The sequence below is a fragment of the Mycobacterium sp. genome (assembly GCF_044370595.1).
Taxonomy (GTDB): Bacteria; Actinomycetota; Actinomycetes; order Mycobacteriales; family Mycobacteriaceae; genus Mycobacterium.
This window is the reverse complement of record NZ_JBILVF010000121.1, coordinates 1-10495: the sequence shown is the minus strand read 5'-3', so window position 1 is coordinate 10495 and position 10495 is coordinate 1. Positions and strand designations below refer to the sequence as shown.

Annotated in this window: 11 protein-coding genes; 7 read left to right on the top strand and 4 right to left on the bottom strand. The window is 67.2% G+C overall.

Translation table 11 applies throughout. The features are described 5' to 3' along the window. On the top strand, nt 1-673 hold a 673-nt coding region (locus tag ADBZ5N_RS14120; RefSeq protein WP_526258363.1), incomplete at its 5' end, for a DUF5718 family protein. A 49-nt stretch (nt 674-722) separates the two neighbouring features. On the opposite strand, the gene ADBZ5N_RS14115 is transcribed toward ADBZ5N_RS14120, so the two are convergent. Beyond that, the gene (locus ADBZ5N_RS14115; RefSeq protein WP_526258361.1) at nt 723-1064 is read right to left on the bottom strand and encodes a hypothetical protein; all 342 of its coding nucleotides are present in this window, start codon (nt 1062-1064) and stop codon (nt 723-725) included. A 10-nt stretch (nt 1065-1074) separates the two neighbouring features. Further along, complete coding sequence (locus tag ADBZ5N_RS14110) at nt 1075-2622, bottom strand: Rieske 2Fe-2S domain-containing protein (protein WP_526258365.1); 1548 nt, start codon at nt 2620-2622, stop codon at nt 1075-1077. A 70-nt stretch (nt 2623-2692) separates the two neighbouring features. Here ADBZ5N_RS14110 and ADBZ5N_RS14105 point away from each other — a divergent pair, with 70 nt between their 5' ends. The 6 genes from ADBZ5N_RS14105 (at nt 2693) to ADBZ5N_RS14080 (ending at nt 8047) form a co-directional block, all read left to right on the top strand. Continuing rightward, nucleotides 2693-3454, top strand: coding sequence for a lysophospholipid acyltransferase family protein (locus tag ADBZ5N_RS14105; RefSeq protein WP_526258359.1), 762 nt, complete (start codon nt 2693-2695; stop codon nt 3452-3454). Then, complete coding sequence (locus tag ADBZ5N_RS14100; RefSeq protein WP_526258357.1) at nt 3455-4204, top strand: lysophospholipid acyltransferase family protein; 750 nt, start codon at nt 3455-3457, stop codon at nt 4202-4204. Continuing rightward, nucleotides 4204-5016 (top strand): HAD family hydrolase, encoded by an 813-nt coding sequence (locus ADBZ5N_RS14095; protein ID WP_526258355.1) that lies wholly within the window; start codon nt 4204-4206, stop codon nt 5014-5016. The genes ADBZ5N_RS14100 and ADBZ5N_RS14095 overlap by 1 nt, the downstream gene beginning before the upstream one ends. Before the next feature lie 118 nt (nt 5017-5134). Next, nucleotides 5135-5404, top strand: coding sequence for a metal-sensitive transcriptional regulator (locus tag ADBZ5N_RS14090; RefSeq protein ID WP_526258353.1), 270 nt, complete (start codon nt 5135-5137; stop codon nt 5402-5404). A 40-nt stretch (nt 5405-5444) separates the two neighbouring features. Then, nucleotides 5445-6824: an MBL fold metallo-hydrolase gene (locus tag ADBZ5N_RS14085; RefSeq protein ID WP_526258351.1), complete on the top strand. Its 1380-nt coding sequence runs from the start codon at nt 5445-5447 to the stop codon at nt 6822-6824. A gap of 20 nt (nt 6825-6844) precedes the next feature. Beyond that, nucleotides 6845-8047: an NAD(P)/FAD-dependent oxidoreductase gene (locus tag ADBZ5N_RS14080; protein WP_526258349.1), complete on the top strand. Its 1203-nt coding sequence runs from the start codon at nt 6845-6847 to the stop codon at nt 8045-8047. 16 nt (nt 8048-8063) lie between these two features. Here the strand turns inward: ADBZ5N_RS14080 and ADBZ5N_RS14075 are convergent, their stop codons facing one another. Both ADBZ5N_RS14075 and ADBZ5N_RS14070 read right to left on the bottom strand, forming a co-directional pair. Then, entirely contained in the window at nt 8064-8321 is a 258-nt protein-coding gene (locus ADBZ5N_RS14075; protein WP_526258347.1) for an HPr family phosphocarrier protein, read from the bottom strand. Nucleotides 8322-8390: 69 nt separating this feature from the next. Next, on the bottom strand, nt 8391-10451 hold the full coding sequence (locus ADBZ5N_RS14070) for a PTS fructose transporter subunit IIABC (protein WP_526258345.1): 2061 nt from the start codon (nt 10449-10451) through the stop codon (nt 8391-8393). Between the last annotated feature and the right edge of the window lie 44 nt (nt 10452-10495).

Genomic DNA, 10495 nt, shown 5'->3' with positions numbered 1-10495 from the left:
CCCGTGGTACGTGCCGGGCCACGACGGCCAACTCGGGGAGTTCCCGTTGTCCCATGACGCGTTGATCGTCCCGGCCGTCACCGAGGATGGTGGACCGCTGAATCTGCAGATCGAGCCTGAGGTGGGTCTGGCGTGCGAGGTCGCGTGGACCGGCGACACCGTCGCCAGTCTGCGGCCGTTCGCGCTCGGTGCGTTCAACGACTGCTCGATCCGTCGGCCCAACGCGCGCAAGATCAGCGAGAAGAAGAACTGGGGCCCGGCATCAAAAGGCGTTGCGCGCGAATTCTTCGAGGCCCACGACCTCACCCCCGACGGGCCCACCGCAACGCTGCGACTGCTGTGCCATCTGCGTACCGCCGACGGCACGCACCACGAGTACGGGGTGGACAGCCCACTGCTGGGCTACTCCTACTACGGCGAGGTGCTACTGGACTGGATCGTCGAGCGACTGGCCAACCAGAAAGGTGCGCCGGACACACCCCTGGAGGACGTCGGCGCACTGATGGTCGCCGCCGGGCACCCCGACCGTGTCCTGATCGGCATCGGCGCCACCCGCTACACCAGATACGGGGAGAGCACCTATCTCAAGCCGGGCGATGAGGGCATCGTGCGGGTGTATGACACTGCGGGAGAAGACTTTTCCGAGTTGCGCCAACTGGTGTGGGAGCCCTGAGGATCGGCGATACCCCGCCGCGGCCGTGACGCTGGCGTCACGTTCACAGCTAGCGCTCGTCGAGCAACTCGTCGAACATCGCCAGGAAGGTCTCCGGATCCTGCGGGGTGAACGCGGGGCTGGGCCAGGTGTCCGCCACGTCGAGGGTCACCAAGGTGCCCTTGAGAGGCCGGCGCACGTCCAACGGCAGCCACCGGCGCAGATCCGAACTGCCCCAGAGCCAGAACCGCTGCATCAGCAGGCCGAGGGACTGCGCCTGGTAGCCCTTGATGGCCCCTAGCGGGATGACCTTCGCGGTACCCGAGGGGAAGTGGTAGCGCCGCAGCGTCAACGCGTATCGGTCAAGCTGCACCTGTCCGTCGTCGTAGTACTGCCGCGGCGGCCGCGTCATGGCGTCGGCCTCACAGCTTCGAGCAACGCAGTGGGTGACCCTTGGTGGTCAGGCACTTGCCGGTGCGCAGGTCCCAGGCCCAGCCGTGCAGATTGCAGGTCAGCGTGCTGCCCTCCACCACGCCGAATTTCGACAGATCCGCCTTCAGGTGCGGACACCGGCGCTGCACCTCCCAGCCGTCCAGCGTGATGGTGGAGGTGTCGTCGTGCGCCTCGGCGAACCAGCCGTCGGCGTAGGCGATCCGCTCATCGGTGAGGCATTTGAAGAACGTGTACAGGTACTCGTTGTAGCCGCCGACCCGCCACGCCCTGAACCGGGTGGAGAGGAAGATCGTGTTGACCCAGTCCGGTTCGTTATCCCGCAGCACCGTGCGCACCAACTCCGGCGCGATCTCGAAGCCGTAGCGAAACTTCTCGTCCGGAATCGGTTCGCGCACCGTGCGTTTGGGGAAGTCGATGACGACGGTCTCCGGTCCCATCTTGAGTTCGACGGGGTAGCCGATGCCGTCGCAGATCTGGTCGCTCTGCAACATGATCGGCTCGAACCGGGCGCGCAGCGGTTCCAGCAACGGCTCCCCCTGCGCGGGTGCCCACGACGCTTTCGTCGCGGCCAGCACCGGGGCCATCCGCTCGGCGTAGGCGGCGATGTAGTCGGCTTTACCGGTGGTGAAGATCTGCTCCACCTCGGCGTCGGGACTCGGGTGGGTCAGCGACATCAGCTGCGAGCCGTGGAAATCCGCCACCGAACCGGGGATCATCAGCAGGCCGCCGTTGTGCCCGTTCAGCTGCATCTGCTCGAGGAACACCATCTGGTCGGGGAAGATGTTGGCTGGATCGCCGTGGTCGTCGTTGAGGTCGCGCAGTGCCGGATCCAGGAAGCACGGCGGGCCCGCTGAGGGAATCACCCAGGTGGCGCCGACGTCGGCGATGTACTGCCGGCACCGGTCCATGCCGCGCTGCCGCTTCTGGGTGGCGAACGCCTCCTTGGCGCGTTGCGGCATGTCGTAGACCATCGGGTACCAGATGGCTCCGGAGTACTGCGGCATGTGCACGTCGATGTGGCCGAATTCGGCCAGCATGTCCACGCCCAGTGGCCGGGAGTCGTTCATGTTGAACACCGTCGTCGTCCCGTCGGACACCACGATCCCGGAGTCACCGATCGGACCGTCGGCCGGTGCCCGCAGCGCGATGATCATCACGTCCAAGTCGCCCTTGGGGCCGCTGATTCGGTGTTTGACGGAGTCCTCGGTCTCGAAGAACCGGTGGAAGCCCAACTGCTCGAGTTCACCCTTGAGATCCGGAACCGGGTAGTCGGGCAGCAGGACCACCGCATCCTTGTTGACGTGTGCGGTGAGAAGTTTGGGATCGAAGTGGTCCTTGTGCAGATGCGAGACGTAGAGGTAGTCGCAGTCACCGAGGGTGTTCCAGTCCAGACCGCTGTTATCCGGGAAGACGAACCACGAGGCGAAGTACGCGGGGGTGACCCACGGATCGCACAGGATGCTGCCGGCCTCGGTGTCGATCCGAAACCCGGCGTGGCCAATGCTGGTGACCTGCATGAACGTCCTTTCCGCCGGTGGATGCACCAGATAGGAGTTTAGCTGGCGGTTCTTCACTAGGCTGGGCGGTGTGGAGGCGCCGTACGAGACCGTGATCGCCGGCGTCAGGCTGCTCTGGCGCATCCAAGGTCTGCGCTTCACCATTACTGGGACCGAGCACCTGCCGTCCACCGGTGGTGCGGTGGTGGCCATCAACCACACCGGCTACCTGGATTTCACGTTTGGCGGCCTGCCGTTCTACAACCACCGGCCACGCCGCCTGATCCGGTTCATGGCCAAGCAGGAAGTGTTCGACCACAAGGTCACCGGTCCGGTGATGCGCAAACTGCGTCATATTCCCGTCGATCGGTCCAGTGGCGCCGCGTCCTTCGACGCCGCCGTGCAGGCGCTTAGGGACGGCGAACTCGTGGGGGTCTATCCGGAGGCCACCATCAGCCGCAGCTTCGAACTCAAGGAGTTCAAGTCCGGTGCGGCGCGGATGGCCACCGACGCCGACGTACCGATCATCCCGCACATCGTCTGGGGCGCCCAGCGGATCTGGACCAAGGATCATCCGAAGAACATGTGGCGGTCCAAGGTGCCGATCTCGATCGCCGTGGGTGAACCGATCCAGCCCACCCTGCCGCCGGCCGAGTTGACCGCCCTGCTCCGCGCCAGGATGCAGGATCTGCTGGAGCAGGTTCAGGATGCCTACGGCCCCCACCCTCCCGGGGAGTACTGGGTGCCGCACCGCCTCGGCGGGGGAGCGCCCACACCGGCGCAGGCCGCCGAATTGGAAGCTGCCGAGTTGGCCGCCCGGGCCGCCAAACGTGAGGGTGGCGGAGCGGGCTAGATGGAACCCGTCTACCGCAGCATCGAGATCGCGGCGGCGGCTGCCGCCCGCATGCTCGGCACCCGGATCACCTACGAAGGCCTGGAGAACATCCCCGAGCGGGGCGGCGCGGTCATCGTGATGAACCACATCAGCTACATCGACTACCTGCCGGCCGGTCTGGCCAGTCGTCAGCGGCGCCGTCGGATCCGCTACATGCTCAAGGCCGAGGCGCTGGAGTCGGGAGTCGTGGACTGGATCATCCGGCACACCGACTGCATCCCGGTGGACCGCAGCGCCGGAGCAGGTGCCTACGCCGACGCGGTGCGCCGGCTGCGCGCCGGTCAGCTTGTGGGGGTGTTCCCGGAGGCGACCATCAGCCGCAGCTTCGAACTCAAGGAGTTCAAGAGCGGTGCGGTGCGGATGGCGCGGGAGGCGCAGGTCCCGATCGTCCCGCTGATCCTGTGGGGAGCGCAGCGGATGTGGACCAAGGATCATCCGAAAGAGCTGGGCCGCAAAAAGATTCCGTGGCTGATCCGGGCCGGTGAGCCGGTGCTGCCGCACGGAACCACGGCCGAAATCGATGCGGAACTGCGCAGCAGGATGACCACGGTTCTGCACGAGGTGCAGGAGCAGTACCCGCACCCGGCGGGCGCCTGGTGGGTGCCGCACCGGTTGGGTGGCGCGGCACCCACGCCGCAGGCGGCCACCCGTCTGGACGAGGCTGAATTGGCTGAACGCGCCCGCCGTGGCGCCGCGGAGTCAGCCTGATGCTGCCTGCGCTGGTCGCTACCGATGTCGACGGGACCCTGCTCGATCCCGCGGAGCGGGTCACGCCCCGGACCCGCGATGCGGTGGCGGCCGCTATCGCCGGCGGCGCGCAGTTCGTGCTGGCCACCGGCAGGCCGCCGCGCTGGATTCCCCCGGTGGCCGAGGCCCTCGGTTTCGGCCCGATGGCGGTGTGTGCCAACGGCGCGGTGCTCTACGACGCGGCCACTGACCGGGTCATCTCAGCCCGCACCCTGTCGGTGGACGTGCTTTCCGAACTGGCCGAAGTCACCACCCGGGTGGTACCGGGCGCCGGGTTGGCGGTCGAACGCATCGGCCGCAGTGCGCACGACACCGCCACGCCGCAGTTCGTCAGCGCACCGGGCTATGAGCACGCCTGGCTGAACCCCGACAACACCGAGGTGTCCCAGGAGGACCTGCTCAGCGCCCCTGCCGTCAAATTGCTGGTCCGCAAGCCGGGCATGCCCAGCGCAGATCTGGCCGCGGCGTTGAGCCGCCACGTCGGGATCCTCGGCGACATCACCTACTCCACCAACGACGGCCTGGTCGAGATCAGTGCGATCGGGATCAGCAAGGCCGTCGGTGTCGACGAGGTGGCCCGCCCGTTGGGGATCAGCGCCGACGACGTGGTGGCGTTCGGCGATATGCCCAATGACATCCCGATGCTGCGGTGGGCGGGGCATGGGGTGGCGATGGGCAACGCGCACCCCGAGACGCTCGCCGCGGCCAACGAGGTCACCGCGCCCAACGGCGACGACGGCGTGGCCCGGGTCCTCGAACGATGGTGGCTTTAGGCCGGTCGCCTGCGCCGCCCAGCGCACCGCTTGCATATACCCTTGGGGGTATGTAAGTTGGTCCCCAGGGGGATACCCCCCAAGGTATATATATGGACCCTGAAAGGAGGCGACGCCGATGTTGGCTGATGAACGCAATGTCGCCGAGATTCTGAACCGGCTGCGGCGAGCCCAAGGCCAGTTGGGCGGTGTGATCGCCATGGTCGAGCAGGGCCGCGACTGCAAGGACGTGGTGACCCAACTCGCCGCGGTGTCCAAGGCGCTGGACCGGGCCGGCTTCAAGATGGTGGCCTGCGGGCTGCGGGATTGCGCAGCCGGGACCCACGGCGGGGAGACCGCCGCGCTGACCGAAGCGGAACTCGAAAAGCTGTTCTTGACCCTTTCCTGACCCCCGTCCCGAACCCCAACCAGATCCGAGGAGAAAAACCATGTTGTTCAACCAGTACTACCTGGACTGTCTGTCGCACGCCTCCTACCTGATCGGCGATGAGACCTCCAAGCGCGCCGTCGTCGTCGACCCGCAGCGCGACGTCAGCGAATACATCGCCGACGCCGAGGCGGCCGGCATGACGATTGAGTTGGTCATCGAGACCCACTTCCACGCCGACTTCCTCTCCGGACACCTGGAACTGGCCGAGGCCACCGGAGCCAAGATCGTCTACTCGTCGGTGGCCAAGCCGGAGTTCGACTTCATTCCAGTCGAGGACGGGCAGCGTTACTCGCTGGGCGATGTCTGGTTGGAGTTCCGTCATACCCCCGGCCACACCCCGGAGTCGATGAGCGTCGTGGTCTACGAACACGCCGACGACACCGTCCCGTACGGCGTCATGACCGGGGACACCCTGTTCATCGGTGACGTCGGCCGGCCGGATCTGCTGGGCTCGATCGGGTTCACCAAGGAGGAGTTGGCCGACAAGCTCTACGAGTCGCTGCACACCAAGCTGATGACCCTGCCCGACTCGACCAAGGTCTATCCCGCCCACGGTGCGGGTTCGGCCTGCGGGAAAAACCTGTCGACCGAGTTGTGGTCGACGATGGGCGAGCAGCGCAAGACCAACTACGCGCTGCGGGCCTCGAGCAAGGAGAAGTTCGTCGAGTTGGTTACCGAGGGGCAGCCGCCCGCGCCCGGCTACTTCGTCTACAACGCGATCCTCAACCAGAAGGGCCGCGAATTGCTCGACGAGACAGAGATGCCCGCGGCCATGACCTATGACGAGGTCCGCGAGGCAATGCAGGCCGGCGCGATCCTGGTCGATGGCCGCGATCCCGAGGAATTCGCCCTCGGCCACCTCAAGGGGGCGGTGAACATCGGACTGGAGGGCCGCTACGCGGAGTTCGCCGGTTCGGTGGTCAAGCCGGAGGACAACATCATCCTGTTCACCGACCCGGAGCGTGTGTTGGAGGGCAAGAACCGGCTGGGCCGCATCGGGTTCGACCGGGTGATCGGCTACCTCTCCGACCCCTACGCGGTGATGTTCGACCGCCGCGACGACGTCGCGGTGGCCTCCCGGCTGACCACCAACGCCCTCGGGGAACGCATCGCTGACGTGCCTGAACTGCAGTTGGTAGACGTTCGCAACCCCGGTGAGACCGCCGCCGGCATGATCGCCCGCGCGGTCAACATCCCGGTCGGTCAACTGCCGGACCGGGTGGGCGAGTTGGACCCGCGCAAGCCCACCGTGGTGTACTGCGCCGGGGGCTATCGCTCCTCAGTTGCGGCCAGCCTGCTGCGGCAGCGCGGTTTCGCCGATGTGAGCGATCTCCTGGGCGGATATAACGCTTGGGAAGCGGCCACTCAGAACGCCTGAGCACGAAAGAGAAAAGAGCCATGGGCACCACTGGAAAACACCAGTTCCTGATCATCGGCGGCGGCACCGCCGGCATCACCGTCGCCTCGCGACTGCTGCGTAGGGGTCACACCGATGTCGCGGTGATGGAGCCCTCGGACAAGCACTACTACCAGCCGATGTGGACGCTGGTGGGTGGTGGGCAGGCCAGCGCCGCGTCCACCGAACGGTCCGAGGCCTCCGTCATGCCGAAGAAGGCGACCTGGATCCGCAAGGCCGCCAGCGAGGTCGACCCGGAAGCCAACACGGTCACCTCCCAGGACGGGTCTACCTACGCCTATGACGTGCTGGTGGTGTGCCCGGGCATCCAATTGGATTGGAACAAGACCGACGGCTTAGAGGGCGCGCTGGGCCGCAACGGGGTCTCGTCGAACTACCGGTTCGACCTGGCACCGCGGACATGGGATTTCATCCGTGAAACTCGTTCCGGCTCAGCGGTGTTCATGATGCCGTCCGGTCCGATGAAGTGCGCCGGCGCGCCGCAGAAGATCGCGTATCTGGCCAGCGACTACTGGCGCAAGCAGGGTGTGCTGAAGAACATCGACGTCCACCTGGTGCTGCCCACCCCGCGGGCCTTCGGCATTCCGGCGATCGCCGACAGCCTGGACAAGGTGATCGCCGACTACGGCATCCACCTGCACACCTCCTCGGAGATCACCGCGGTGGACGCCGACGCCCGCAAGGTGACGGTCAGCGCCCTCGCCGACGGCGGCACCGACACCACGCTGGCCTTCGACATGCTGCACGCGGTGCCGCGGCAGTCGGCACCGGACTGGATCAAAACCAGCCGACTGTCGACCGGCGAGCCCACCGGCTACGTCGAGGTGGACAAGTTCAGCATGCAACATGTCCGCTATCCGAATGTGTTCGCCCTCGGGGACGCCGGGTCGTCGCCGAACTCCAAGACCGGGGCGGCGATCCGCAAGCAGGCACCCGTCGTCGTGGAGAACATCGAATCCCATCTCGGCGGCCGACCCCTGACGGCCCGTTACGACGGCTACGCGTCCTGCCCGATCGTCACCTCCACCCATGACATGTTGCTGGCGGAATTCGACTACGACTTCAACCTCAAGCCGTCATTCCCGGTCCTGGACCCGACCACGCCGCACCGGCCCTACTGGTACCTGAAGAAGTACGGGCTGCCGTTCATGTACTGGAACCTGATGCTCAAGGGCGTCGCCTAGGCGGACGGCAGCGGGGTCAGGCGTCGAGGTCCTTCTCGACCAACTCCGCGATGACGTCGACCACCGCCGGGTCGTCGGACTCCACCGTGACCGACGCACCGTTGCCGGCGCCGAGGGTCATGATCATCAGCGCCGAACCGGCATCCACCGGATCCCCGCCGTCGAGTGCGAGGGTCACCGGCACACCGGCGTTGACCACGGCCTCGGAGATGATCGCGGCCGGGCGTGCGTGCAGTCCGACCGCCGAACCGACGATGACGGTCTTACTAGGCATGAGGGCTCCTTCTGGGTGGTCGTCGAGTGCCGAAAACCTCGCGTACTGGTGTGATTTTTACTCGAACTATCACGCCGAAACCGCGGTTTCGGCGGATGAGGTGCCCAGCGTTGGGCCGGCTGGGCCGGGCCGGGGGCCGCTGAACTGCTTGGCGGCGATCACCGCCAGGGCGGCGATGACGGTGCCGGCGGCCAGAGCCACCAGGAACCAGGCCAGTTTCCCGATGGCGAAGAACACGAAGATGCCGCCGTGCGGTGCCTTCAGCGTGACGTCGAAGGCCATGATCAGCGCCCCGGTGACCGCGCCGCCGGCCATCATCGACGGGATCACCCGGAACGGGTCGGCCGCGGCGAACGGGATGGCACCCTCGGAGATGAACGACGCGCCCAGCAGCCAGGCCGCCCGGCCGTTCTCGCGTTCGGGCTCGCTGAACAACCGTGGCCGCAGCGTGGTGGCCAGCGCCATGGCCAGCGGCGGGACCATGCCCGCTGCCATGACGGCGGCCATGATCTGCAGGGACCGCGGTTCGGAGATGGTCAGTCCGGCGGTGGCGAACGCGTAGGCGGCCTTGTTGACCGGCCCGCCGAGGTCGAAGCACATCATCAGACCCAGGATCACCCCGAGGATCAGCACCGACCCGCCGCCCAGGCCGTTCAGCCAGTTGGTCAGCCCGGCGGTGATGGCGGCCAGCGGGCGGCCCAGCAGCAGGAACATCAGCAGGCCGACGATCAGTGAGGCCAGCAGTGGGATGACCACCACCGGCATCAGGCCGCGGAACCACTGTGGCACATTCCATCTGCTGACCCACAGTGCGGCGAAGCCGGCGATCAGGCCGCCGACGATGCCGCCGATGAACCCGGCGCCGACCAGTCCGGCGACGGCTCCGGCGGTGAACCCGGGCGCCAGACCCGGCCGGTCGGCGATCGCGAAGGCGATGTAGCCGGCCAGTGCCGGCACCAGGAACCCGAAAGCCAGGCCGCCCAGGGTGAACAACACAGCTCCCAGGTACTGCATCAGGCCACCGCTGGGCAGGTCGGTCAGCGAGTTGCTGGTCGCGATGATCTTGCCCAGGGAGTCGGTCTTGCCCTCGGGGGCGTTGGCGATCTCGTAGCCGGCCAGCAGGAAGCCCAGCGCGATCAGCAGGCCGCCCGCCGCGACGAACGGAATCATGTAACTCACACCGGTCAGCAGAATCTGCCGGATCCTGGTACCCCAACCGAGGCCGCCGGCGGCGATCGCAGGAGTGGCCGCGGTCGCCTCCCTTGAACCCTCGACCCGGGTGGCGTTCGGATTGCCTGCGGCGGCAACGGCTTCAGCGATCATCGCGTCGGGCTCGTTGATGGCCCGCTTGACCCCGGAGGCGATCACCGGCTTTCCGGCGAACCGCCGGCGGTCCTTGACCCCGACGTCGGTGGCGAAGATGACGGCACCGGCGTCGCCGATCGTCTCCGCGCTCACCGGGGTACTGCCCGAGGAACCCTGCGTCTCGACGATCAGCCGGACACCGGCGCGCTCGGCGGCCATCTTCAGCGCATCGGCGGCCATGTAGGTATGGGCGATACCGGTGGGGCAGGCCGTGATGGCGACCAGCGACGGGACCTTGCTCCCGCTGGCGGCGGCAGCGCCGGTGGCGGCCGCAGCCGCGGCCGGCACGGCAGCCGGGGTGAGGACGCCGTCGACCAGACTCACCACATCGGCGTCGGTGGGCGCCTCGCGCAGCGCTTGCACGAATTCCGGACGGACCAGGGCCCGGGCCAGGCTGGACAGCAATTTCATATGCTCGGCGCCGGCGGACTCCGGGGCGGCGATGAGAAACACCAGATCGGCCACCCCATCGGCGGCGCCGAAATCCACTCCCGGCTGCAACCGGGCGAAGGCGACGGAGGCCTCCCGCACCGCGGCCGACCGGCAGTGCGGAATGGCGATTCCGCCGGGCAGCCCGGTCGCCGACTGGGCCTCCCGTGCCAGCGCCGCGGACAGCAGGGCCGCGCCGTCGTCGGCCCGGCCCGAGTCGGTGACCAGGCCCGCCAGGCGTCGGATCACCGACTCCTTCTCCGAGCCGGCGTCGGTGTCGAGCAGGATCAGGTCGGTGGTGATGACCGAGGGAGTGGTCGGCGGGGGATTGCTCATGGCGCACCTTCGGTTGGCGGATGTGGGGTTGGCGGATGTGGGGT

Bases quoted from the DNA above. Each gene is read 5' to 3' on its own strand.
- ADBZ5N_RS14090 (WP_526258353.1), top strand. From the start codon at position 5,135: ATGTTGGCTGATGAACGCAATGTCGCCGAGATTCTGAACCGGCTGCGG.
- ADBZ5N_RS14085 (WP_526258351.1), top strand. From the start codon at position 5,445: ATGTTGTTCAACCAGTACTACCTGGACTGTCTGTCGCACGCCTCCTAC.
- ADBZ5N_RS14095 (WP_526258355.1), top strand. From the start codon at position 4,204: ATGCTGCCTGCGCTGGTCGCTACCGATGTCGACGGGACCCTGCTCGAT.
- ADBZ5N_RS14080 (WP_526258349.1), top strand. From the start codon at position 6,845: ATGGGCACCACTGGAAAACACCAGTTCCTGATCATCGGCGGCGGCACC.
- ADBZ5N_RS14115 (WP_526258361.1), bottom strand. From the start codon at position 1,064: ATGACGCGGCCGCCGCGGCAGTACTACGACGACGGACAGGTGCAGCTT.
- ADBZ5N_RS14110 (WP_526258365.1), bottom strand. From the start codon at position 2,622: ATGCAGGTCACCAGCATTGGCCACGCCGGGTTTCGGATCGACACCGAG.
- ADBZ5N_RS14100 (WP_526258357.1), top strand. From the start codon at position 3,455: ATGGAACCCGTCTACCGCAGCATCGAGATCGCGGCGGCGGCTGCCGCC.
- ADBZ5N_RS14075 (WP_526258347.1), bottom strand. From the start codon at position 8,321: ATGCCTAGTAAGACCGTCATCGTCGGTTCGGCGGTCGGACTGCACGCA.
- ADBZ5N_RS14070 (WP_526258345.1), bottom strand. From the start codon at position 10,451: ATGAGCAATCCCCCGCCGACCACTCCCTCGGTCATCACCACCGACCTG.